The sequence below is a fragment of the Moorena sp. SIOASIH genome (assembly GCF_010671925.1).
Lineage (GTDB): Bacteria > Cyanobacteriota > Cyanobacteriia > Cyanobacteriales > Coleofasciculaceae > Moorena.
In genome coordinates, this window is sequence record NZ_JAAHIH010000002.1 from 1158435 (window position 1) to 1182716 (window position 24282).

Below are 24282 nucleotides of genomic sequence, written 5' to 3' on the forward strand. Positions count from 1 at the left end.
GTTCGGTCACAATGGAACAGCAACTAAGCTTGCCATTATTTGATTTTTCCTCTGCTGTCGGAAGCTTTGCAGCAAAGAGTAGTCAGGAACGAGGAGCAATTTTTACCCGACGTGAGGTTGTAGAGTTTATTCTTGACCTGACAGGTTATACCGTAGATCGCCCTTTGCCAGACTATCGGATACTTGAACCCTCGATTGGTGATGGTGACTTTCTTGTTCCGATTGTAGAGCGACTGTTAACTGCTTATGGTGCCCATGATTCTAATCAAGTCAGACTAGTTGATAGTCTCCACAATTCTATTCGTGCAGTTGAGATCAATCCTCAAAGCTTTGAAAATACCAGAATTAAACTTTTAAGGTTGCTCCAGCACCATGGAATTAATCAAGATGACGCCTATGAATTGCTAACAGCCTGGCTGATTGAAGGGGACTTCCTACTTGTAGATTTACCAGGCTCATTTACTCATGCAGTTGGCAATCCGCCTTATGTTCGGCAAGAGCTGATTCCAGATATTTTATTGGCCGAGTATCGAGCCAGATATAACACTATATATGATCGAGCCGATCTATATGTCCCTTTTATTGAACGTGCCCTAAGTAGTCTGGAACCTGGAGGGGTTTTAGGTTTTATTTGTGCCAATCAATGGCTAAAGAATAAATACGGTAAGCTACTACGAGCAATGGTTTCTGATCATTATCATCTTGCTTACTATATTGATATGGTGGATACTCAGGCGTTTCGCACTGAAGTTAGTGCTTATCCTGCCATTACAGTCATCAAGTGCCAAAAGTCCGAAGTTGTTCGAGTTGCTCATCGACCATTAGTTGAATACAACACACTTAAGAAACTAGCACAAAATTTTTCGGCTGACTCTATTGCTCCGGAAAGTGGTATCATCGAGCTTACGGGTGTCACAAATGGTTCAAAACCATGGATTCTAGATTCTGTTGAAGAACTTATGGTGGTTCGTCGCCTAGAAGAAGACTTTCCTAGTTTAGAAGAGGTTGGTTGTAAGGTAGGCATTGGTGTAGCGACCGGAGCAGATAAAGTTTACATTAGACCCTTTGAAAAACTGGACGTTGAACCCGATAGAAAATTGCCTTTAGTCAAGACAAAAGATATTAAAACTGGTATTATAAAGTGGGGTGGCCTTGGTGTTGTAAACCCATTTCACGACAATGGTTCTTTAGTTGAACTTCAAAATTATCCCAAGCTAGCAAGTTACCTTACCCAACATTACGAGACAATTTTAAAACGGAACTGTGCCAAGAAAAATCCCAAGAATTGGTACAGAACAATTGATAGAATTTATCCCAGCCTGACCGTTTCTCCTAAACTGCTAATTCCTGATATTAAATCTAAGGCACATATCGTCTATGAAGATGGAAAATTATACCCCCATCATAACCTTTATTTCATTACTTCACAAGAGTGGGATTTAAAAGCCCTTCAAACAGTTCTCAAATCAGGTATAGCTAAACTATTTGTATCTATTTATTCAACTCAGCTCAGGGGAGGGTATCTTCGCTTTCAAGCACAATACTTACGGCGAATCAGACTTCCTCAGTGGCAAAGTGTTTCAGAGAATGTTCGAAGAATGCTAATAGAAGCAGCAAACACAGGAGATTTTAACCTTGGAAACTATGCAGTGTCTGAAATTTATGGATTGACACCACAGGAGCGAGCTGTGATTAGAGATAACCAGATCTAATATCAAGTCTGGTTGAATACCCATAATTAAGGAGAGGGTGGGGAGGGTGGGAAGTGTAGGGAGGGTGGGGAGATGGGGAGATGGGGAGATGGCAAGATGGGGAAGATTTTTATTAAGGGTAATTAGACCTCGCCTTTTGCCTTTTGCCTGCCCCCCTTACTAAGGGGGGTTAGGGGGGATTCCTTTTGCCTTGTCAACACCCACGGTTTATGAGACTTATGCAAGAGGTCTATTATCCCGACATGATATAAATAAGCAATGAGTATCGATCTAGGTAACTATGAAGTTAAAGCCAGAAAAGCTATCCAGCTATTTTGGGGAAATCGAGAAGCAGCTCGCCAAAAACAAATTGAGAGTGGTAACCCCGATCAGGGAGAACGGGCTGGTGTCACTACTGGAAAGAATATGGATGCTTTCTTAACCATCATGGCAGATATTGTCACTTTGAATGGTCTTGGATCAGCCAATATTTGCTTAAAAAAACGGGTGCTTACATTACCAGGGTACTTTCGTCCTACAAAATTATGGGATTTGCTAATCATAAATCACGGACGACTGATTGCAGCCATTGAACTCAAGAGCCAGGTCGGACCTTCTTTTGGCAACAATTTTAATAATCGAACAGAAGAAGCTATCGGTACGGCTGTTGATTTATGGACTGCCTATCGTGAAGGAGCCTTTGGAGAAAATCCTCCACCATTTGTCGGTTGGCTGATACTACTTGAAGACTGTGATGAATCTCGCTCTCCCGTTCGTGATAGTGCCCCACATTTTACCGTTTTTCAGGAGTTCAATGGAGCTTCTTATGCAGACCGTTATAACATCCTTTGTCGAAAGCTGATTCACGAGCAACTCTATACCACAGCCACATTGCTAATTTCTCCACGTTCAGCTATCAGTACAGGTGACTATAGTCACCTGTCCGAGATGACAAACCTCAAAACTTTCATAAAAATCTAGGTAGCAGGAAACCCCGCGTCTAAAGACCGGGGAGGAATGCTCGCCTTGTGGCTAAAGCCACCTAGAACTAACCGTGATGAGGATCGCTAATATATTTTTGGATGGTTTCAGTACTCACTTTACCTGCTGTAGAGAAAAAATAACTATTTGTCCACAAAGATGGGAGTTTCTTTAGATCGGGAAACTCCTTTCTTAGATAGTTGGCACTTCTGCCTTTAAAAGCTCTGACAACTTGATATATTGCATCTGTCGGGTGGATTTCGACAAATAGGTGGATATGATCTGGTGCAACTTCAAGAGCCTTGATGTTCCAGTCTTTCTCTAAAGCTATTTCAGCAAATATCTCGTAAATTCTATCTCGGATATTTCCTACTAACACCTTTTTCCTGCGCTTTGGAATCCATACCAAGTGAACAGTACAGAGTCCCACTGCATGATTGTAGTGCCTATACTCAAAACTGGTTTTTATCAATTTATTTTCCTTCCGGAGACGAAACCTTAAAACAAGGCAGCCTTAATCAGAAAGTTTTAACCCTTTACGTAAGATCGATCAACCATAAAGGCTGCCTTGTTTTTGCGGTAACTTCTGACCGGACTTGCTGTCGTTTCTAATGTAGTCTATAATAGAGGCAACGATAAGCCAAGAAAGGTCGATAATGGCTAAAACCAAGAAGCAGATGGGAGTGCAGCAAATCCTGTTACACCCAGACAAAGAGACTGAAGCTATCTTGACTTATCTGTGCGAACAGTCAGGTAAACTCTACAACATGGGGGTTTATTTTGCTCGTCAAATGCTTTTCAAGACAGGAAAAATATTGACCGGTAAATTTGACCTTGTTTACGAGAAAAGTATAGGAAAGTCAATAATAGCAAAATCACTCCCGTCTACTCCAGCTCAACAAACCTTACTAAGTGTAGCTGAGTCGTTTAAGTCTTACAAAAAACTGAGAAAATGCTGGTTTGAAGGACAAATAACGGACAAGCCTAGACCTCCAAAATATTTAAAAGGGTCGAAGTTGTTTAAGGTGGCCTATCCTAACTCAGGAGGACAAAGACCAAGAATCAAAGAAGGTCAGTTACATTTCTCTTTGGGATTGACCGTGAGGCGTTGGTTTGGAGTTAAGAGTTTCTCCCTTCCCTTTCCTACCAATCTAGAAGGGAGGAAAATCAAAGAGTGGACTATACTACCAAAGAACGGAGCCTTATACTTGGAAGTGTCGTACGAAATTCCGGAACAAAAGCCTCAGGAACAAGTAGGGAATGAAGCTCTGAGTATAGACCTTGGGACTTCTAGTAATCTAGCTGCCTGTGTTGATACATTAGGTAATTCTTTCTTGATTGACTCTCGCGCAATGAAGTCGTTTAATCAGTATTGGAACAAGCAGGTTGCGACAAGAAAAGAAGGCAAACCGCAAGGGTACTGGGATAAATGGCTTGACCGAGTTACTCGGAAGCGTAATCACAGGATAAGAGACGGAATAAATAAAGCTGCTCGGCTGATAATAAATCACTGCTTAAAACACAAAATCAATACTCTTGTTTTAGGTTGGAATGAGGGCTTTAAACAGAATTCCAATATGGGAAGGTTAAACAATCAAGAATTTGTCCAAATTCCCTTAGGTAAACTCAAAGACAGACTTTCTCAGTTATGCGATCTACATGGCATTCGATTAGAAATAACAGAAGAAGCCTATACCAGTAAAGCTAGCTATCTTGACGGTGACTCCCTGCCTAAGTTCGGCCAAAAACCGACTGGGTGGAAAGCGTCAGGAAGACGAGTTAAGCGTGGACAATACCTATCTGCGAATAGATCAATTGTTAATGCCGATTTAAATGGCAGCGCAAATATTATGCGCAAAGTAGCCAGAAAGCTAGGACTTGATCTTAGCCGACTGGGTAGACGGTCTTTGACTACCGTAGCGAGGATTAGGCTGTGGGAGCTACCTCAGTTTAACCTGTCCGCAGAATCCCCGCGTCTAATGACCGGGGAGTGTCAATACTACATTTGCTGGGCATATTGCTGCTGAAGCAGCCAGAGCTAATAATAGTTAAATGTAAGCATTCAGCCGTCAGCGCTCAGCCGTCAGCTGTCAGTGGTCAGCCGTCAGTGGTCAGCCGTCAGTGGTCAGCCTAATGCTTAATGCCTAATGCAAACGTAACTCATATAAAAAAATGGTTACCTGTTTTATTCAAAAGCACCTGAAGTAGCTTGCGTGGCACAGGCTTCTATAGCGTGGCACAGGCTTCGACGCTGTTACGATAAGCTGATAGCTGATCGCTGATAACTGATCGCTGAAAGCTGAAAGCTGAAAGCTGATCTCTGATAACTGATACCTTATCTATTGTATGCTAAAATATAGAATAAGCATTACAAGATTTTTCATAAATTAATATGTCACCTGCGTGGTCAAATTGGAGGGGTAATGTTTCTTGCAACCCCAAAAGTATTGTCGAGCCGTCTTCTAACGAAGATCTCAGGAAAGTTCTTGCCATGGCTCGAACCGAAAGGATGAAAGTTAAGGTGGTTGGTTCGGGGCACTCATGGTCAGAAGCTGCATGCACGGATGGTGTTCTTGTATCCTTGAAGCGACTAAACCGGGTGATCGAGCTAGATCGAGAACGGGGGACCGTTACTGTCGAGCCAGGAATAACACTAAACAGCTTGAATCAATACCTCGACCAACACGGCATGGCCTTGCAAAATCTGGGAGCAATCACAAAGCAGACTATTTCTGGTGCCATAGCAATGGCTACCCATGGAACAGGAGACAAAAACGGCTCACTGGCCAGTGCAGTGGTCGAGCTGGAGCTAATGAAAGCATCCGGGGAAGTTGTCCGCTACCAACAAGATAATCCAACATTTTATGGAGTATGTGTCAACTTGGGTGCCCTTGGTATTATTACTAGATTAACCCTTCGTTGTGTTCCTACATTCTTCTTGCGAGATATTCAACAACCGATGTTGACCGACCTTCTCAGAAAAGAAATAGACACATTAGTTAAAGAAAACGACCATTTCCAATTCTTTGAATTTCCCCACACCTCACGCTCCTATTGGTTTAAGTTTAATAAAATGGATGAGCCCGTTACTCCCATGCCATTCTGGAGACAATTCCTAGACGACCTATCTAGAACTATATCTAGATCCGGCAATGGAATCGGTGACTGGATTACCAGAAATTTTCCTGCTATAATTCCTCTAATCTTTAGAGTAGCTTTTCTGACTAATCTACGGGGATTAAACCGTTGGGATAAGAGCTTTAAAATCCTCGCTTTTGAGAATATTAATTTCACATATTCAGAGTTGGAGTATGCCATACCAAGGTCAGCTACAATCAAAGCTCTGGAGCAAATTCACCAGATGATAGAAAACCATGGATTTAGGATAAACCTACCCATATCAGTTCGATTTGCTAGTTCCGAAGAGCATTGGTTAAGCCCACTGTATCAAAGAGAATCGGTATATATTAGCCTTAACTTATCAGGGTCAGATTTTAAGGTGATTGAAAACTATCACCGGGAAGCCGAAAAGATATTATTAGAGTATGGTGGGCGTCCCAACTGGGGCAAGCACTTTTATTCCAATCGGGAATATCTGCGCTCACAATACCCACGTTGGGATGACTTCGCTCTACTTATGAAAGAATTTGATCCTGATCGACTTTTTTCTAACCCCTTCCTCGACCGCCTCTTCCCTTTTGATGTATGATTGGCTCAAATCGGTTGGGAGTTGGTTTCACAGTCGGGGTTTCTTCCATATTCTCTAATATCATCTCGGGATAATTACCCTTAATAAAAATCTCCCCAATCTCCCCACCCTACCCCCTCTCCACCTACTCCTTACTCTAATGCCTTGACCACTTGAGTCATTCCATCAAGTAATTTTTTATTTTTTTCGCTCCTAGCGCCATAGAGACGGGCGGAAAAGACTGTGATCAATTCCATCATGTCTTGGGTTAATTCGTCTTCAAAGCTGACTCCCTCTGGGGATTTATTAATGATAACGACTTCTGTGCCAAACTCTTCACAAATGGTAAAGATTAATTCTGATCCAAATCTCAGCAATCTATCCTTGTGAGTAATCACCAATCGTTCCACATCCCCTGTCATAATTTTTTTGAGTAATTTGTTCAATCCTTGTTTGTGATAATTTAAACCACCCCCGAAATCAGAAATAGTCTCATATTGCCAACCATTAGCAGCGCTAAAATTTTCTAATAATTGAATTTGACTCCTCAGGTCTTTTTGTCGCTCATCACTTGAAACCCTGGCATAATTAATGGTCAATCTGTCGGTCAATGGCTGAGGATTTCTTGGTGTTATATGTTTGATATCTTTAAGATAAAATCGTCGTTGTCCAGTAGGTGAACGTTGATATCTGATTTTTCCCGCATCAGCCCACCGTCTTAGGGTTTTGGTAGAGACTCCTAGCTGTTTAGCTGCCTCCCCAATGCTTAATGTCATCTCAGAATGACTTTCCATATCAATGGTAGATCTAATCACAACCTCTATAGTATTACCCATTTTGTAAGTAATGTCTAAGGGTGTCTATTTTTTTAGAGAGGCAAGAGGCAACAGGCAAGAGGCAAGAGGAACCCACCCCTAACCCCGACCAGGAGGGGAAGGCAAGAGGCAAGAGGCAAGAGGCAAGAGGCAAGAGGCAAGCTAGCAATAGGCAAGCTAGCAATAGGCAACAGGCAAGCTAGCAATAGGCAACAGGCAAGCTAGCAATAGGCAACAGGCAAGAGGCAATAGGCAACAGGCAAGAGTAGTAAATATATTATTGTATAATATAATGTCGGGATAATTACCTTTAATCAAAATTCCCCCCATCTCCCCATCTCCCCATCTCCCCACACTTCCCACACTCCCCCCTCTCCCCACACTTCCCACAGTCCCCCCTCTCCCTACGCTAATCCCTTGGCCTTAACTCAAACTGATCGAATTTAATCACATCTGAATTAGGCGATCGCGTATCAAAGCGATAGCTAGTTACTATACCGGTGCCAGTATCCAAGATACTAAACACAGTCACGTCATTACTGGCGATATAAGGCAAGGGCTGGTTATTCTCTCCTAACAATGGCGCTATGGTTGGCATCACTGGCTGTAATCCATTTGGGTCTCCAGTAGCGGAATAGTTTTCTTTATAGCCAGTTGGTACTGGGCGGTTATTCTCACCAACATAAGCGCCATAACTATTGCCCACATTGGAGGATTCTAAAAAATGCATGCCATTACCATCAACAAAGCGATTCCATAAATGGGAATGGCCATAATACACCAACTGCACACCAGCAGCTTCTAACAATGGCACCACATCCTGAATGATGTAATCCTTGTCTTTGGGGTACTCATAACGCACTGCTGTCACTAACCCATCCCGATTCCGCTCAATAATCTGCACTGGGTTAGTATAAGCTGGGACAATATTCCCCCCTAGGCTATGGGGAGGATGGTGAAGCATCACAATTTTATACTTAGCTTGTTGGAACTCAGTGCTATTGAATTCTGCCTGGAGCCATTGGTACTGGGGACTCCCTTTACTAACCGGTTCAAAGATATGTTGTCCGTATCCCCAAGCAATGGGATTGTCTAAATCTTGTTCCCGTTCTTGATACCTACCTTTGGCATTAGGGCTTAAGCTATATGTGCGCCAAATATTAGTAATGTACAACACCACTAAGCGAATATTACCAAAGGTTACGGCATAATAAGGTTTGCCATTAGGTAGGTAAAAAATTTCGTTATAAGTGTCAGTATTATAGGTATTGTTTTTTAGCCAAGCTTGGTAATAATTAGGGTCATTATCTGGATTTAACTGTTCAGCTTTTTGCCGATAGATGGCTTGTGCTGCAGGGCGAGGAAAAGGGTCATTGAATTGGCTATTCAAATCCTTTTCCATAGAAAAACGCCCCATCACTTCATGATTGCCAACTACAGGAAAGATCGGGGCATTTTGAATAATTTCACCCCCATGGTAGGTAGTTTTAACTCCATTCTTCTCCAATTGGTAATTGGCTCGACCCTGAAGACAGGGGAAAAAGGCACCACCCCGGTTATCATCAAACCATTCCGAAGCCCGGTCAGGAACATTAACTAAATCACCAACATAAAACACTCCATCAATTTGGCCGACGGTTTCTACCACCTTCTGGAGATTAGCTGCTGTCATGGGCATTAGTTGATGGTCAGAGGTCAGAAGAATTTTCTGGGGTGTCTCAGGGTTTGGGAGAGCACTGAGGCTATAGAGTTTGCTCGTGAAAACTTGCCCATTCTCCTTGACACTGCTGACTTGATAGGGATCGCGTTGACCAGGAGTCAGTCCAGTTACGATGGCTTCATGACGCCAAATATCCCGCATGATGGGCTTCTGGTAGAGTTGGGCGTCTTCGGTCTGGTTGCCGACTCGGGATTTTTGGTCTTCCCGAGTGCGGCTGAGTTTAGTAGTAGTAGCAGTGGCCTTACGGTAAGAGGTCGTGCCGTAGGTAAGGGTGTGGCGGGAGCCAGGAAAGTCGGTAAACCAAACCACTCGCACGGAATCTTCTGTCGGGAATTGTAAGAATGGGTCAGTTAGTAATTCGTAAGCGGATGTCATGGCTCGCTGCTGGGTAATTTGCTTGATAGTTGGGACAAGAACAATTACACCGATCACTATAGCTGCCATGAGGATAAAGCGACTGATAGAAAACTTGACCATGAAGGCTATAGGGCAGGGAATCGGGAATCGGGAATCGGGAGAAGAGTGTGGGGAGAGGGGGAAGTGTGGGGAGAGGGGGAAGTGTGGGGAGAGGGGGAAGTGTGGGGAGAGGGGGAAGTGTGGGGGGATAGGGGGGACAACAGAGGTAAGAAGTAGTTTTCGATGAAGTTGGTATAGCTTTGATCATACTTATTTTGATCATACTTATGAGGTAGATTCAAGCTTCTTACCCCGTCTTGATGCAAAGCACGAGTAAGGGTTTCCCCCAAGACTGAGCTGCATTCCGACTCCCGACTCCCGATTCCCGATTCCCGACTCCCGACTCCCGACTCCCGACTCCCGATTCCCGACTCCCGACTCCCGACTCCCAACTCCCAACTCCCGACTCCCAACTCCCGACTCCCGACTCCCGACTCCCGACTCCCTAATACTTTGGCTGCTCGAGTGCCTCAAACGCTCAATTTGTTTTTGTGGAAAGTATATTTTGAATCGTAAACATTTCTGTAAAATATTCTTGCAATAATTACATTTGAGGTCAGATTAAAGTTAAATTAGATACAAAACCAACTGACTATAGGTTTTATAGAAGCAATACTATGACATTATTAACTACTAATCAAGTTGTTAAACAACTTCAGCAAGGACTGTCGTTACAGAAAGCCGAGCTGAGTCATATTGATTTACAGGGCTTGAATCTAGATAAGGCTGACTTTGCCCATGCCTACCTACGTAATGCCAATCTCTCGGGAGCGTCTTGTCAAGAGACAGACTTTACTCAAGCCAATCTCAGCTGGGCCAAGCTATCCGGGGCCACTCTGGTTTATGCCCAACTCTCAGAAGCTCAACTGACTTGTGCTGGTTTGGAGGGGGCGAATCTCCGAGGGGCTTGGGCAACAAAGGCTAAGCTGTGTGGAGCAAGACTAGATGGGGTTGAGGCGTCCTTAGCTCAGCTGGAAAGGGCTGATTTGAGAGAAGCAACTGGCAAAGGGATAACCTTTATCAATGCCAATCTCAAGATGGCCAATTTAGGAGCTGTGAATTTCCCTGAGGCTAATTTCAGTGGAGCAAGCCTTGATCTAGCTACCTTAGAAGGGGCTCAGTTAATCGATACTAAGTGGCTTGGTGCTGATTTGGAACGGGCAAATTTAAGCCGTGCTAGTTTAGTCAGAGCAGATTTAACCTCTGCTAATCTGATTGTTGCTAATCTCAGAGCTGCTGATTTGACCGAGGTGATTTTGCGTGGTGCTCAGTTGCTGGAGTCAAGTTTGGAAAATGCCTTATTAAAGGATGTTGATTTAACTGAAGCGTCTTTATTTTCTGCCAATTTAGAAGGCGCTCGCTTATCTAAGGTTAATCTTAAAAATGCTGATTTACAGTACGCTATTTTGGAGAATACTATTTGGAATGGTGTTGATTTCTCTAACTGTGAGGTAGCAGGTGCAGTGTTTACCGATGCTAAAGGCTTAAGTGCTCAACAGTGCCAATGGCTCAAGGAAAATGGCGCGTTGAATGTTCCTTGTGGGTAACAGCAACCTCAGCTATCAGCTATCAGCGCTCAGCGGTCAGCTTTCAGCTTTCAGCTTATTTTATTCAAAAGCACTGATTGCGCTACGGGCAAGCTGCGCAATCAGTAGCTTGGCCACAGATAGAATCTACCAAAAGATCCGGGAACGTGAGAGCTCCCCTTTTCTAAAGGGGGGATGAAACTCCCGCGACGGGGTTTACCCCGACGTATCCATTCAAATAAGTTATAATATAAAGAAGGAGGTGATAGTGACGTGTACAAAACAATTCCATTAAAAGCAAAGTTTTCAGATGAAGAAAATGCTTTTTGGCTATTTCAGTGCGAACAGGCCAATAGTTTATGGAATTGTGCTACGTATTACTCCAAACAAAAACATTATGGTTGGCTAGAACAGCAGCCAGAAGCATTTACGACTTACTGGAAAGGGGATGATCTAAGATACGGCTGGAAAACTTACAAGTGTAGCGTTAAATACGCGGAATTGTGCAAAAGTCTTAAAGATAGCCCTCACTACAAAGCAATGGCTGCTCAGTCCGCACAGCAAACCCTCAAATCTGTAGCCGAATCAATTACTAGTTATAACCAGCTAGTTAGTCTTTACTATAAAGGTCAGGTAGATAGACCAAGGCTCCTCAGATACCGCCAGAAAGGGGGACTGGCTGCTGTTACTTTTCCTCGGCAAGCGCTGACTTATAAGAATGGCTTATTTTACCCGTCAATCAGTAAAGAGAGCAAACCAGAATTACTTACGGAGATTACACTTGAGCCGCCCGGGTTTATAGATCCAGATTGGGTTAAAGAGGTAACTGTTCGCCCGTACCTAGGACAATTATGGATTGACTGGGTTATTGATGATGAGAAGCAGTTGATCGAAAATAATCCTAACCTAGACTATTCCCAAGCGTGGAGTTTTGACCACGGTGGTAATAACTGGCTAACTGGTGTCTCAACCCAAGGAAAAAGCCTAATCATTGATGGCCGCAAACTCAAATCAATGAATCAAGGTTATGCCAGATTAGTCGCGAAGTATAAAACCGGCAAACCGGAGTTTTACTGGGATGCGAACCTAGATCGGGTGCAAAGAAAACGAAACAATCAGATCAGGGATGCGATAAATAAAGCGGCTAGGTTTATAATCAATCGCTGCCTAAGTGACCGCATTGGAAATTTAATTATCGGGTGGAACGAACGTCAAAAAGATTCTTTAAATATGGGGCGACTAGGAAATCAAAACTTTGTAGTCATCCCCACTAAAAGGTTAATCGAAAGACTGAAACAACTTTGTACCGAATATGGTATCAAGCTAACAATTACTGAAGAGTCGTACACCAGTAAGGCGTCTTTTCTGGATGATGACCCATTACCAAAACACGGTGAAAAACCCAGTGGATGGAAAGCATCAGGTAGAAGGATGAGGCGCGGGCTGTACAAAACTTCTTTTGGACACCTGATCAATGCCGATTGTAACGGTGCCGCAAACATAGCGAAAAAAGTAGCCACACAGTTAGGTATCGACCTGACCAAGGTGGGTAGGGGAGCTTTGACACTCCCACATCGACATGATCTTTTTAAATCCCTTTCTAGATCATATCGAACAAGCTGTGAAGTGGCGCGGTTTCAACCCGCCACGTAACAACCTTGTAGAATCCTCCGTGCTTCAGCCGGGGGAGATGTCAAACAAATGGAGAATAACGATCATGATTAAACCCCAACAGGAAATTATCAAACAAGGATATCAAGCCTTAGTTGATGCTTTGGGAATTGTTGATGCAATTCGGTTTATTCAATATTTTAACTGGGGTCAAGGTGATTATACCCAAGAACGCCATCAGTGGCTAAAGCAAAAGCCATTAAACGAGATTATAAACTCAATCAAGCAACAACAAGATGACAGCAATCAGTATGATGAAATTATTAAATAATAAGGGGTCTTCAGTTTCTTGGTGCTCCCTGCCAAAAATCTTATCTACTGGTCTGACAAACCTGCGGAATATGGGTATCTACGAGCTTTCAATGCTCTTATCCTGATTAATGGTAACCGTTGCGGAAGCCTAACCGTTGCGAAAGCCTAACTGTTAAACAACCATGCGATCGCGTAGCGTCGGCTGTGGCCGTAGGCCACGCTGCGCGAACGCCCAATCCCATATACTTATGACTAGCTGATGGTAGGGTGATCTCTCCCCATCTCCCCATCTCCCCATCTCCCCATCTCCCCATCTCCCCATCTCCCCCTGCTCCCGACTCCCGACTCCCGACTCCCGACTCCCGACTCCCGACTCCCGACTCCCGACTCCCAACTTCCGAAATTAAAAAGTACCAATAACTGCTATAATTATGCCGAAGCTATTTCAAGCAATAACTTGAAACTGAATATGGGTGCAGCAAAACCAGTGATCACCCTCACAGCAAGTTGGGCCAGGGCAATGGCAATCGCCCTGGGTGGGGTGACCGTAGCCATGTCAGGAAACTATGCCTTGGCCGAGATTGTTCCAGATGGGACCTTGGGTTCAGAATCGTCTGTGGTTATACCTAATACCACTGTCCGAGGGGAAATCGGGGATCTGATCGAAGGTGGCGCTAAACGTGGTGCTAACCTATTCCACAGTTTTGGGGAATTTAATGTCGGGGAACTGCAACGGGTTTATTTTGCTAATCCTTCTGGAATTGAGAGCATTCTAACCAGGGTAACTGGAAGTAATCTCTCCAATATTCTAGGCACCTTGGGAGTGGATGGGCCAGCAAATCTGTTTTTGCTCAATCCTAATGGGATTGTGTTTGGAGCGCAGTCGAGATTAGATGTAGCTGGTTCCTTTGTAGCGTCTACCGCCAATAGCCTGGTATTTGGTAATGGGCTGGAGTTTAGTGCCACATCCCCAGAAGCCCCGCCACTGCTAACAATTAATATAACCCCAGGATTGCAGTATGGCAAGTATGACCCCAGGACAAGAATTCAAAATGCTGGGAATTTAGCAGTAGGACAAGATTTAACTCTAGCTGCTGGCAATCTGGATTTACAGGGTCAACTGGAGGCTGGTAGGGATTTGACTCTGTTTGGAGAAGATACGGTTAGCATTAGGGATAGTGTAGCGCAACCATTTATCGCCAATGCAGGTGGTTTGCTGCTAATTCAGGGGAATCAGTTAATTGATATTGCTGCCCATAACCATACCGATAGTGGTTTATTCGCTGGTTCTGATTTACGGTTGCGATCGCATAATCCTGTAGCGGGGGATGCTCACTATACCGCTGGCGGAAGTTTCAGTATTGAGCAGTTGGATGGTAACCCAGGAAATTTACTGAGTCCCTATGACCCAATTATTTTGGCCAATGGGGATGTCAGTTTAGGAAACTATACCGGAGCATCACTACATATTTTGGCAGGAGGGAGTGTAACGGTTGGAGACCTGGAGATTAACTCTACCGATACAGCAGATAATGCCATTAGTCCTAATAACTCCAATCCGTTCTTGGCTAGTCTGGCTAATGTTACCTTGTCTGACCAAGCCGGAACGTCTGTAGTAATTGATGGCAGTAACCAACCTACCTTAGATATTCGTGCTGGCATAGATTGGACATTACTGGGGGGTTTTCCAGGAAATACCGATACTGGCAACCTTGCGCCTAACTTTGGGACTGCTGCTACTAGTGCAGATATTACCATTGGTGACATCTCGATTCAAGCACCAAATGGACTAGTATTCTTAACGAATCAGTATCAACCGAACGGATCTAATCCTACTAACACCCTTGAAATTGGAACACTCCGCACTGATGACGATTTCGGTGGGTTTGTCGGAAATAGTGGTGATGTGATTATCGATTATCGAGGTGGGATTGAAATAAGCGTTCGCGAAGCGTCGGCTTCGCCGAATCGCATTAATACCTCTAGCGCTACCGGTAATGCCGGTCAGATTAACTTAATTACTCTTGATGACATCACCCTTGAAAATAGTGACATAATCACCAGTACCTCCAATGCTGGCCAAGCTGGAGATATTACCATTGAAACCGGTTCCTTCACCGCCCGCCGAGGAGCTAGGATCCGAGCCAACAGCAACAGTCAAGCTGATGGCGGAGATATTACCATTACGGCCAGTGGCGCAGTTTCCATTGATGGCAGAAACGGCACTGAAGCCAATAACAACGGCACTGAACTAGTATCTCGTCTGGACAACGGAGGCATAGGCAAGAGTGGGGATATTACCATCAAAGGGGATTCTGTCTCAGTCACAGAGAGCGCTGTCCTTGATGCTGGGCTCCGGGGCGAAGGGAGCGCAGGTAATATCAACATCGAGGCTCGTCAAGTGATATTTGAAGGGGCACCGAGGGCAAAGAATAGCCGAGGCAATGAAAATGAAGCCTCCAGTGAAGCCAGAGTTAATGTTGAGCGTGGGGCAAGCGGCCAGGGGGGTACGATAACTATTAAGACTGAATCCTTATCAATCCTTGATGGTGCTAGACTCAGTGCTGACCTCAACGGTACAGGCACTGGGGGCAATATTGAAATCGATGCTAGTGATAGCGTAACGGTTTCGGAAACAACAGGCAATCGATTTAGTCGGATTAGGAGTAACGTCGGGGAATTCGTTAGGCAAGACGCGGTCGGGAACGGTGGTAACATCACCATTCGCACTGGCTCTCTCTCCCTGACCCAGAGCGGTCAAATCGAAGCCAACACCAATGGCAGAGGTGATGCTGGCCAGATAACTATTGTTGCTGATGACACAGTTACCTTAGAAGGGCAAGCAACAAGGGGTAGGAATGCTGGTATTGTAAACAACATAGAAAGAAACGGTACCGGTGATAGTGGTGGTATTTCCATTACCACAGGCTCTTTGTTCATTAATCAGAATGGTTCCTTGGAGTCGAGGATCAGAGCACGGGATGAAGGAGAGAGAAATGGTGGTGATATAACAATTATTGCTGAGGATCAAGTTATCCTTGATAAGAACATTAACTCGATTCTGACCCAAGTCAATCCTGACGCAATCGGCGACGCAGGGAAGACATTGATTGAGGCCGAATCGGTGACTATCAGCAATGGTGCTAGAGTCGTAGCTGACACCCTGGGAAAAGGAAATGCAGGCGAGATAACTATCAAAGCTCGCGAGACAGTTACCATTGACGGGATAGCAAGTAATGGGAATATATCGAGCGGTTTGCGCTCTAGGGTCGGTCCGGATAGAGAAGACCGAAGGGTTCGCAACCAATCAAAAGCTGAAGGTCAGGGTGGTGAGATCAAGATAGAGGCAAAGTCAGTTTTTGTGACCAATGGCGGTCAAGTAAGTACTGAAATCAATGACATAGGAGATGCTGGCGACATATCAATTATTGCTGAGGAGGAAGTTATATTTGATGGCGCTGCTAAGAATGAAGTAAATGGAGAAGAAAATGTATTTTCAAGTATTATCTTTAGTCGAGTTAGACCTCAAGCAGAGGGCGACGGTGGCAAAGTATCAATTGAAGCTGGGTCAGTTTCCTTTACCAACGGTGCTCTGATAAATTCCCAAACCCGTAGCACAGGAAAAGGGGGTGATATAACTATAAAAGCTCGCGATCGCGTTTTAGTTGACGGATTCAGCGAGCTGATTGGAGCAGGTAGTGGCATATTTAGTGATGTTCAATCCGATGGCGAGGGGGATGGTGGTAATATTGAAATTCAAGCTAACTCCATTGAAGTTACTGATCGGGGGAGGATACGTGCTGGCACGAGCGGCAGGGGGGATGGTGGTAATATAAACTTAACCGGTAGCAATACAGTAACTGTTAATAATGGAGTCATTTCCAGCGCTGTAAACCAGGGAGCTACTGGTACTGGTGGAGATATTGAGATCACTACTTCCTCCCTATCCCTTATTAATGGTGGGCGGGTGGAAGCAGGAACCTTAGGTGTAAGTCAAGCAGTTCTAGATTCTGATTTCACCAACCAGTCCTATCAAGAATTTGTGCTAGCAGATCAGCCAGTAGCCTATTGGCGTTTGGACGAAACCACTTCGATCACGGCTGTTGACAGTTCTGGCAATGGCTTCGACGGTACTTACAGGAATGGCGTAACTCAGGGAGTTCCAGGAATATCAGGCACAGCAGGAGAATTTGATGGCAACAATGATGCTGTGGATGTTGGTATTATTGCACCAGGTTCAGAATTAGATATCAGCAATAAATCCTTCACCGTAGAAGCCTGGGTCAAGCCAGACGAACTAAAAGAGCAATCCTATGTTGGGATACATCCAAGCAATAACCGAAACGATGGTGACGGTGACAGTCTATATTTCAGAGTGACCAGTAACGGGTCTGTCCGTTTTGGTGACTTTCCCGATGACTTGGAAACACTAAACAACGTCATTGAACCAGATACTTGGTATCACATTGTAGCTACTTACGACCAAATCTCCGACAGAAATACCATTTTTGTCAATGGTAAGAGAGTCACAGGTAACGACCAAGGTGCTTTTGAAGGTCAAGACCCCCGTTTCTTAATCGGGGCTTGGCGGAACATTGGTGACCAAGCATTTAATGGTGTGATTGATGAAGTCGCAGTCTATGACAAAGCCTTATCCCCTGAAAGCATCACTAGTCACTTCTTACTGGGCCAACTAAATCTTGGTGTATCTCCGGAATCCTTCTCTGAACGTGCAGCAAATGCTGGCAACATTAAAGTCAAAGCTGATGACATTACTATCTCTGGAGTTAGTCCCACTAAGAGTGACCTTGCCAGTGGTTTAGTGTCTAGCAGCTCAGGCAATTTCAGTGGTGTAGCTGGTGAAATCACCATCGATACTGATTCCCTGAAGGTTGAGGAGAGAGGGGAAATAAACGTAAGCAGTCAGACAGCTCAAGCTGGTGGTATCACCATAAATACTAATTCCCTGAAGGTTGAGGAGAGAGGAATAATAACAGTAAGCAGTAAGGAAGGGAGAGCAGGTAATCTGGACATTACGGCTAATTCCCTGTTGCTCAATAAAGGAAGACTTTTCGCTGAAACTGCTGAAAACCTCGATGATGGGACATCAGCAGCCGATATCATACTAAACATATCAGACCTAATACAGCTCAAAAACGAAAGTTTGATCTCAGCAGAGGCTTTATCATCAGAAGCTACCGGAGGTAATATCACCGGAGGTAATATCACGATTAATAATAATCCATTCCTGATTGTGTTCCCCCCAACTGGTTCTAACGGTAGCGATATCATTGCTAGAGCTCCAGAGGGTCAAGGGGGTAATATCACTATCAATGCCTTCAGCATTTTTGGTGATATTGAAGAGCGCAAAGCCATCCCAGACAATGGCACCAATGATATAGATGCCTCTGGTACTACAGACGGTGTGGTCAATATCAACACCGAAAATGACTTTCTGGAGCGAGAGCCCAACAGCTTACCCACGGACCCAGCCCAGCCTCAATTTGACCAGCGCTGTCAACCGAGTAATAGTACTGGCAGTAGGTTTATCAATACTGGACGTGGCGGCATACCCCCTCGCCCAGGTGAAATCAGCAGCAATAGCCCTTGGGAAGATATACGCCGTCCCACTACCCGTGGACGTTACCGCTCCCGTACTGCATTGGTTAAGCCCCCCGTTCAGCCCCCCACTACCCCTAAGCCAAAACGGATTATAGAAGCTCAAGGCATCATGATTGATGCTGAAGGCAATATCTTTCTTACTGCTTATCCAACTACTGTGACACCGGATGGATTTAGGCAGGTGCCTGGGTCTTGTTATTTGCGGTAGGGAGTAGGGAGTAGGGAACAGGGAATAGGGAGTAGGGAGCAGGGAGCAGGGAGCAGGGAATAGGGATGCAGTGTAGAACAGGCATCTTGCCTGTTTCATTCCCAGGGGCATCTTAGTGGAACAGGCATCTTGCCTGTATCCTGCCCGGCATCTTGGTGGAACAGGCATCTTGGTGGAACAGGCATCTTGGTGGAACAGGCATCTTGGTGGAACAGGCATCTTGCCTGTATCCTGCCCAGCATCTTGTTGGAACAGGCATCTTGCCTGTATCCTGCCCGGCATCTTGGTGGAACAGGCATCTTGCCTGTTTCATTCCCAGGGGCATCTTAGTGGAACAGGCATCTTGCCTGTATCCTGCCCGGCATCTTGGTGGAACAGGCATCTTGCCTGTATCCTGCCCAGCATCTTGGTGGAACAGGCATCTTGCCTGTATCCTGCCCAGCATCTTGGTGGAACAGGCATCTTGCCTGTATCCTCCCTCAGGCAGACAAGATGCCCACCCCACTCATATTCATCCCGCCCCTCAGCAATGCCAAAAATTTAGATTTACCTCAGCCTTACTGTGAAACACTACACTTCATTCAAGAGATAATTAAAAATAGAAACCCTAGATTTAGCGTCCCCATGCTTCGCCCGACCCTAGTTGGCACCCAAGCCCTAATTTTTTTTCTCCTAAATTTAGTTATACCCATTGGCATCCTCCCGGTCTTATCCTATCCCACCACTGTTAAGCCAATTCCTCAAGATTGGTCAGCGTCAGAATTAGTGGAACAAGGCAGAGAATTCTACACCAACGGTCAGTTTAATCAAGCAGCAAGCACTTGGAAACAAGCAGCACAAGCCTATGAATCCCAAGGGGATATATTACATCAGGCGATGGCGTTGAGTTATCTGTCCTTGGCTTACCAGAAACTGCAACAGTGGTTTGATGCAGAAGATGCGATCGCATTTAGCCTCGACCTGTTAGAGACCGGATCAGATCTCAGGGATAGCCCAGACTACCAGCAAATCCACGCCCAAGCTCTCAACACCCTAGGTAGTCTAGAATTAGCCTTAGGACAACCAGACACTGCTCTAGAAGCCTGGCAATTCGCTACTGAGATTTATCAACAATTAAAAGATGACATTGGCATTACAGGTACCCTAATTAATCAAGCTCAAGCGATGGAAGCCTTAGGACTTTACCGTCGCACCTGTAAAACCTTATTACAAGCCTTAAAGCTGGACAATAATTGCGATTTGTCCAATCAAGAACGGTTTGAAACGGTGCTGCAAACCTTTCAACAAACCCCTGATCCCCAGATTAAAATCCTGGGCTTACGTAGCCTTGGGAATAGTCTCCGTCTCCTCGGGGACTTGAACCACTCTCAGCAAGTGCTTAAGGCAAGTTTGAAAGTAGCTCAACCTCCTCTGGAAAAACGAGAGACCTTACTGAGTTTGGGGGATACAGAACGTTCTTGGTACAACCACTATAAACAATTATACACCAGAAAGAGGCTGAGAACTGATCAAAAAGAAGTTAAAAAAAAGGTTATCGCTCAGGTTAATCATGCTCTAAAATACTATCAAGAATCTCTTCAAGAGTCAAGCAAATCATCAGCATCAACCAGCTTAGACATTGAACCAAAACTACAGCAATTAAGTCTACTCATTGATTACCACAATTGGTTAGAGAATTTAAACAATGAAGATAATAATGATAATCAAAGCCCAAATATCCAAGACGTGAAATCTCAAATTAATGACCAAGTCAAGGAATTACTCAACAGCGAGATAACTAAATTACCAGCTAGTCGAACCGCAATCTATGCTCAAATCAATTTTGTCGAAAGCCTGATCAGCTATGAGCTAAAATCGAACAACCATCAAGACAATCTTCAGCGGTCATCCTTTATCCTTCAGCCTTACGAAATTGCCCATACTTTAGTCAAAGCTCTCCAAGAGGCTCAACTTTTGGACGATAAACGAGCCGAATCCTATGCCCTCGGTACCCTTGGGAAGCTCTATGAACAAACTCAGCAATGGTATCAAGCTCAAGAATTTACCGAAAAAGCCCTCACCTTAGCTCAAGGAATTCAAGGGGATGACATTGCCTATCAATGGCAATGGCAGTTAGGACGAATTTATCAAGCTCTGGGAAAAACTGAAGAAGCGATCACCGCTTACCAAGCAACGGTCAAAACCCTAGATTCTCTCCGCCAAGATTTACTGGCTCTTAGTTCAGATGTGCAGTTTTCCTTTCGAGAAAATGTTGAGCAAGTCTATCGAGAATTAGTGGATTTACTATTGCAGGACGAGCAAAGCGCTGAACCGATCGCAAATAAACGGATTCCAGATAACCGGATCGCAGATAACAAGCTCAAGCAAGCTACCGAAGCAATTGACTCTCTCCAGCTAGCCCAAATTGAGAATTTTCTGGGGTGTAACCTTTCTGACATTGTGGAATTGGCCGAGCAGGAAATCGATCCGAGTGCAGCATTAGTCTATCCGATTATTCTGGATGACCGGTTAGCGGTGATCGTGAAATTACCAAAATCAGGAGAATTTATTCACTATACCACTGCTTTACCTAAAGCTAAACTTGAGCAAACCTTAGAAAGTCTGCGTATAGAGCTAGAAAAACGTTTTATTTCTAAAAACAGTCGAGCTTTATCCAAACAGGTTTATGACTGGTTAATTCGACCGGCGGAAGAGTTGCTCGAAGCCAATCAAGTTAAAACCTTAGTATTTGTTCTTGATGGTGGATTTCGCAATGTTCCCATGGCTACCCTTCATGATGGTGAACAGTATATAGTAGAAAAAGGCTATGCGATCGCACTGATTCCTGGTTTGAATTTACTGGAGCCCAAACCCTTAGCTCAAGTAGAGTTAAATGCCTTAGCCTTTGGACTGTCAGACATGCGCGAGGATTTGGCTGATCATCAAGGTTTCGCTGACATACCCTTTGTTAAAACAGAATTAGGGGAAATTAAATCCCAAATTCCCAGTCAGCAATTGCTCAATCAGGACTTTACCAGTCAGAAATGGCAAGAGTTAATCAGTTCGGTGCCATTTCCTGTGGTGCATTTAGCCACTCACGGTCAGTTTAGTTCAGATCCAGACGATACCTTTCTGCTGGCGTGGGATAAGCGAATCAATATCAAGGATTTAAGCAATGTCATCCAGAACAGAAGTGAAAATAGTTTAGAGGCAATTGAATTACTAGTGCTAAGTGCTTGTAAAACTGCCGATGGTGATAGTCGTGCTAGCTTAGGATTGGCCGGAGTAGCGATTCAGTCAGGAGCCAGGAGTACTCTGGCTTCCCTATGGTTCATTAATGATGAATCTACCGCTAAACTGATGACATTTTTTTACGAAGAATTAGCTGCTTCTGGCGCAACGGTTACCAAAGCTGAAGCCTTGCGCCGTGCTCAAGTTAATCTCTTAAAAGAACCTGGTTATAAAGCTCCATTGTTCTGGGGAGCCTATGTTTTAGTGGGAAATTGGCTGTAATCGGGAATCGGGAATCGGGAATCGGGAATCGGGAATCGGGAATCGGGAATCGGGGTCAGCTATCAGCTATCAGCTATCAGCTTTGTGGCACAGGCTTCGACCCTGTGACCTAACTCAAATTAAACGAATGCTGAGTAATGCACCACCCACGGGCTCGCTGATCGTGTTTTGCTCAATTCTTGTCCACTGTTCAAAGCTCCAAAGTTGCCTGTTGATGATAGCTTCCTCAGAATTACCACAAAGTAATCGGGAATCGGGAATCGGGAATTGGGGGAGGTGTGGGGAGATGGGGAGATGGGGAGGTGTGGGGAGATGGGGAGATGGGGAGGCTTGTGCAACATTTAACCTGTACAAACCTACTCATCAGCAGGAATGACCTGTATAGCACCAGGGGAAAACCTGGTGGTTGTTGCCGACAAAGCACGAATCATTATGTTCCGTGCGCCATTCCAATCCCGTGGTAACGAGAAGCCACATTTTGGACATTGGAATTTTTTATTACCGCCTAATTTTTCGTGAATATGACCGCACTCCGGACAAGTCTTGCTCGTGTAAGATTCATTAACTAATACCACCCTTACATCATGCCGATCTGCCATTTGTATCAAATGTTGGCGGAATTTGTAATGACTCCAGGTAAGCAGATTGCGAGCTGTCTTCTTGTTTAATTTTCTAGCTGACTTTACTACCATCTCAGATGTCTCAAACGTTGGTAAAAAGATGAGCTTGTAATTACTAACAAGGAAAGAAGCTGACTTGTTGCGGGTGTCCTTAATTAGATTTTGAATCTTTTGACGTAAACGGTGAGCAGCATTCCTCATTGCTCGTCTCTGCCGTTTGGCAGAGCTTAAGTCAATACGACTCATTAACCGATCTAACTCCTGACAGAGTCTTTGAATCCTACCAATATCCCCAGAACCTATTTCAATGTAATTTTCACCGTCAAAACCAGTAAGAAATGTTCTAACACCTGGATCCAAAGCTATTACTCGATCCCTAGGCGTGGGAGTAGGCTCAATATATTCAGGAAAAATTCCGTACCATTTGCCTTTAATCCAAACTAATTGAGTACCGTAGATACATTCATCAGGGAAACCTTGAGGTGAACGGAAGGATAAGCCTTTGACTTTTGTTGGATACCAGGAACCTTTTTTGAAATTTCCAGCTTTGAATTTGATTACTTGGCTTGTTTGCCGACAGGATTTAAATTTGGCAAAACCCCCATTAGCCTTGGCTTGTTTGACGGCATCGATCGCATCGGCAACAGCTTCTTGTAGTTGATGGCCTGGTAGGGTTTTTACCCACTCCGGCCTATCTGCTTTCCTAGCTAATTTCTGCAAATCGTAAGCACTACCTTGGTAGCCGTTTTTGATAGTAGCAATCGACCAGTTATAGATCCACCTGTATGCATTAAGCCAAGTTTTCCATACCCTGTGAAGCTCTTTAGATGGAAACACCCTGATCTTCAAGACACTGTTTGGTGTCAACTTCACCGTCTGGTTCCGAGGTTTTTTCTTGTACCGCTTGCGTGACTTGTTTTTGGTACTTTCGGAGTCCGTAAAGCCTAGCAGAGAAACAGTGGAGGATGGACAAGATATCTTCGACGAGTTCCTGCTCTGGGGATAGTTTGCCTTCATGGAGAACCACGAGTTTGACTCCACCTTTTTGACATAACCACTCAAGCAATGGAAAGCCGAATCTAACTGCTCTGTCTGGATAGGCGACGACAAATGCTGAGATATCAGAGCTGTATATTCGTTCCAATATTTTGAGGAACTTGCGCCGTTTAAAATTGAGTCCCGATCCAACTTCTGTAACAATTTCTGCGTTTGGGTATTTTGACCGTAAAAATTCAGCTTGCCTATCGAGGTCGTCCCGCTGGGAGTGCGTAGAGACCCTTGCATAAGCGACAATGGGCTTACTTTGCGGAGCTTCTCCTTGGACACAGAACCGCCTTTGATTCCCTTTTGTCCTGATACTGTCGAGTCTACCCTCTTTGTCCCACCGCCTAAGAGTTGAGATCGAGACTCCGAGGTGCTCGGCTGCCTCTTTTGGAGTGACATATTTTTTCATTGACCGTTAACCTTACTAAATCTAGTATACTAAACTTTAGTAAGGTTTGCTAAGGCTTAGTGAGATATCTGGCTAATAGTTGCACCT

At 44.5% G+C, this 24282-nt stretch carries 23 protein-coding genes; 13 read left to right on the forward strand and 10 right to left on the reverse strand.

Annotated elements, in window-relative coordinates; all coding sequences use genetic code 11:
- Positions 1-11 precede the first annotated feature (11 nt).
- From F6J90_RS12615 to F6J90_RS12625, 3 genes are all read left to right on the forward strand, one after another.
- Complete coding sequence (locus F6J90_RS12615) at positions 12-1712, forward strand: TaqI-like C-terminal specificity domain-containing protein (RefSeq protein ID WP_293093587.1); 1701 nt, start codon at positions 12-14, stop codon at positions 1710-1712.
- 37 nt (positions 1713-1749) lie between these two features.
- Positions 1750-1875, forward strand: coding sequence for a hypothetical protein (locus F6J90_RS12620; RefSeq protein ID WP_293093590.1), 126 nt, complete (start codon positions 1750-1752; stop codon positions 1873-1875).
- 95 nt (positions 1876-1970) lie between these two features.
- Positions 1971-2672: a PaeR7I family type II restriction endonuclease gene (locus F6J90_RS12625; RefSeq protein ID WP_293093592.1), complete on the forward strand. Its 702-nt coding sequence runs from the start codon at positions 1971-1973 to the stop codon at positions 2670-2672.
- Positions 2673-2739: 67 nt separating this feature from the next.
- Here the strand turns inward: F6J90_RS12625 and tnpA are convergent, their stop codons facing one another.
- A complete protein-coding gene (gene tnpA, locus F6J90_RS12630) occupies positions 2740-3141 on the reverse strand; it encodes an IS200/IS605 family transposase (RefSeq protein WP_293094858.1) in 402 nt (133 codons plus the stop codon).
- Between the two features lie 187 nt (positions 3142-3328).
- Between tnpA and F6J90_RS12635 the strand changes: the two genes are divergently transcribed.
- Both F6J90_RS12635 and F6J90_RS12640 read left to right on the forward strand, forming a co-directional pair.
- Positions 3329-4699: a transposase gene (locus F6J90_RS12635; RefSeq protein ID WP_293093595.1), complete on the forward strand. Its 1371-nt coding sequence runs from the start codon at positions 3329-3331 to the stop codon at positions 4697-4699.
- Positions 4700-5064: 365 nt separating this feature from the next.
- Positions 5065-6381, forward strand: coding sequence for a D-arabinono-1,4-lactone oxidase (locus F6J90_RS12640; RefSeq protein WP_293093597.1), 1317 nt, complete (start codon positions 5065-5067; stop codon positions 6379-6381).
- Positions 6382-6512: 131 nt separating this feature from the next.
- Here F6J90_RS12640 and F6J90_RS12645 read toward each other — a convergent pair whose 3' ends face one another.
- The 5 genes from F6J90_RS12645 to F6J90_RS12665 are packed head-to-tail and all read right to left on the reverse strand — an operon-like array spanning position 6513 to position 9764.
- A complete protein-coding gene (locus F6J90_RS12645; RefSeq protein WP_293094861.1) occupies positions 6513-7136 on the reverse strand; it encodes an IS607 family transposase in 624 nt (207 codons plus the stop codon).
- Between the two features lie 52 nt (positions 7137-7188).
- The gene (locus F6J90_RS12650) at positions 7189-7359 is read right to left on the reverse strand and encodes a hypothetical protein (RefSeq protein WP_293093600.1); all 171 of its coding nucleotides are present in this window, start codon (positions 7357-7359) and stop codon (positions 7189-7191) included.
- A complete protein-coding gene (locus tag F6J90_RS12655) occupies positions 7353-7565 on the reverse strand; it encodes a hypothetical protein (RefSeq protein WP_293093602.1) in 213 nt (70 codons plus the stop codon). The genes F6J90_RS12650 and F6J90_RS12655 overlap by 7 nt, the downstream gene beginning before the upstream one ends.
- Before the next feature lie 19 nt (positions 7566-7584).
- On the reverse strand, positions 7585-9372 hold the full coding sequence (locus F6J90_RS12660) for a metallophosphoesterase (protein ID WP_293093604.1): 1788 nt from the start codon (positions 9370-9372) through the stop codon (positions 7585-7587).
- Between the two features lie 5 nt (positions 9373-9377).
- Positions 9378-9764, reverse strand: coding sequence for a hypothetical protein (locus F6J90_RS12665; protein ID WP_293093607.1), 387 nt, complete (start codon positions 9762-9764; stop codon positions 9378-9380).
- A gap of 204 nt (positions 9765-9968) precedes the next feature.
- On the opposite strand from F6J90_RS12665, the gene F6J90_RS12670 reads away from it, so the two are divergent.
- The 3 genes from F6J90_RS12670 (at position 9969) to F6J90_RS12680 (ending at position 12819) form a co-directional block, all read left to right on the forward strand.
- Positions 9969-10898 (forward strand): pentapeptide repeat-containing protein, encoded by a 930-nt coding sequence (locus F6J90_RS12670; protein ID WP_293093609.1) that lies wholly within the window; start codon positions 9969-9971, stop codon positions 10896-10898.
- A 252-nt stretch (positions 10899-11150) separates the two neighbouring features.
- Positions 11151-12530, forward strand: coding sequence for a transposase (locus tag F6J90_RS12675; protein WP_293093612.1), 1380 nt, complete (start codon positions 11151-11153; stop codon positions 12528-12530).
- Positions 12531-12594: 64 nt separating this feature from the next.
- Entirely contained in the window at positions 12595-12819 is a 225-nt protein-coding gene (locus tag F6J90_RS12680; protein WP_293093615.1) for a hypothetical protein, read from the forward strand.
- A gap of 106 nt (positions 12820-12925) precedes the next feature.
- Here F6J90_RS12680 and F6J90_RS12685 read toward each other — a convergent pair whose 3' ends face one another.
- The gene (locus F6J90_RS12685; RefSeq protein WP_293093618.1) at positions 12926-13114 is read right to left on the reverse strand and encodes a hypothetical protein; all 189 of its coding nucleotides are present in this window, start codon (positions 13112-13114) and stop codon (positions 12926-12928) included.
- On the reverse strand, positions 13053-13217 hold the full coding sequence (locus tag F6J90_RS12690; protein WP_293093620.1) for a hypothetical protein: 165 nt from the start codon (positions 13215-13217) through the stop codon (positions 13053-13055). Before F6J90_RS12690 ends, F6J90_RS12685 begins: the two co-directional genes overlap by 62 nt.
- Positions 13218-13257: 40 nt before the next feature.
- On the opposite strand from F6J90_RS12690, the gene F6J90_RS12695 reads away from it, so the two are divergent.
- The 5 genes from F6J90_RS12695 to F6J90_RS12715 all read left to right on the forward strand — a co-directional run bounded on the left by F6J90_RS12695 (position 13258) and on the right by F6J90_RS12715 (position 22498).
- The gene (locus F6J90_RS12695) at positions 13258-18630 is read left to right on the forward strand and encodes a LamG-like jellyroll fold domain-containing protein (protein ID WP_293093622.1); all 5373 of its coding nucleotides are present in this window, start codon (positions 13258-13260) and stop codon (positions 18628-18630) included.
- Between the two features lie 115 nt (positions 18631-18745).
- Positions 18746-19174: a hypothetical protein gene (locus tag F6J90_RS12700; RefSeq protein WP_293093624.1), complete on the forward strand. Its 429-nt coding sequence runs from the start codon at positions 18746-18748 to the stop codon at positions 19172-19174.
- Positions 19123-22122 carry a CHAT domain-containing protein gene (locus F6J90_RS12705; RefSeq protein WP_293093626.1) on the forward strand — a complete coding sequence of 1000 codons (3000 nt, stop codon included), beginning with the start codon at positions 19123-19125 and terminating at the stop codon, positions 22120-22122. The genes F6J90_RS12700 and F6J90_RS12705 overlap by 52 nt, the downstream gene beginning before the upstream one ends.
- Positions 22113-22235 (forward strand): hypothetical protein, encoded by a 123-nt coding sequence (locus tag F6J90_RS12710; protein ID WP_293093629.1) that lies wholly within the window; start codon positions 22113-22115, stop codon positions 22233-22235. The genes F6J90_RS12705 and F6J90_RS12710 overlap by 10 nt, the downstream gene beginning before the upstream one ends.
- Positions 22236-22336: 101 nt before the next feature.
- Positions 22337-22498: a hypothetical protein gene (locus tag F6J90_RS12715; protein ID WP_293093632.1), complete on the forward strand. Its 162-nt coding sequence runs from the start codon at positions 22337-22339 to the stop codon at positions 22496-22498.
- Here F6J90_RS12715 and F6J90_RS12720 read toward each other — a convergent pair.
- On the reverse strand, positions 22479-23579 hold the full coding sequence (locus tag F6J90_RS12720; protein ID WP_293093635.1) for a transposase: 1101 nt from the start codon (positions 23577-23579) through the stop codon (positions 22479-22481). The two genes, F6J90_RS12715 and F6J90_RS12720, sit on opposite strands and share 20 nt — an antisense overlap.
- Positions 23566-24195, reverse strand: a complete 630-nt coding sequence (locus tag F6J90_RS12725) for an IS607 family transposase (protein ID WP_293093638.1) — start codon at positions 24193-24195, stop codon at positions 23566-23568. The genes F6J90_RS12720 and F6J90_RS12725 overlap by 14 nt, the downstream gene beginning before the upstream one ends.
- Positions 24196-24282 lie beyond the last annotated feature (87 nt).

Coding starts and splice junctions, on each gene's coding strand:
- F6J90_RS12625 (WP_293093592.1), top strand. CDS start 1,971: ATGAGTATCGATCTAGGTAACTATGAAGTTAAAGCCAGAAAAGCTATC.
- F6J90_RS12660 (WP_293093604.1), bottom strand. CDS start 9,372: ATGGTCAAGTTTTCTATCAGTCGCTTTATCCTCATGGCAGCTATAGTG.
- F6J90_RS12645 (WP_293094861.1), bottom strand. CDS start 7,136: ATGACATTAAGCATTGGGGAGGCAGCTAAACAGCTAGGAGTCTCTACC.
- F6J90_RS12670 (WP_293093609.1), top strand. CDS start 9,969: ATGACATTATTAACTACTAATCAAGTTGTTAAACAACTTCAGCAAGGA.
- F6J90_RS12725 (WP_293093638.1), bottom strand. CDS start 24,195: ATGAAAAAATATGTCACTCCAAAAGAGGCAGCCGAGCACCTCGGAGTC.
- F6J90_RS12635 (WP_293093595.1), top strand. CDS start 3,329: ATGGCTAAAACCAAGAAGCAGATGGGAGTGCAGCAAATCCTGTTACAC.
- F6J90_RS12640 (WP_293093597.1), top strand. CDS start 5,065: ATGTCACCTGCGTGGTCAAATTGGAGGGGTAATGTTTCTTGCAACCCC.
- F6J90_RS12715 (WP_293093632.1), top strand. CDS start 22,337: ATGATAGCTTCCTCAGAATTACCACAAAGTAATCGGGAATCGGGAATC.
- F6J90_RS12615 (WP_293093587.1), top strand. CDS start 12: ATGGAACAGCAACTAAGCTTGCCATTATTTGATTTTTCCTCTGCTGTC.
- F6J90_RS12680 (WP_293093615.1), top strand. CDS start 12,595: ATGATTAAACCCCAACAGGAAATTATCAAACAAGGATATCAAGCCTTA.
- F6J90_RS12685 (WP_293093618.1), bottom strand. CDS start 13,114: ATGGGGAGATGGGGAGATGGGGAGATGGGGAGATGGGGAGAGATCACC.
- F6J90_RS12705 (WP_293093626.1), top strand. CDS start 19,123: ATGCCCACCCCACTCATATTCATCCCGCCCCTCAGCAATGCCAAAAAT.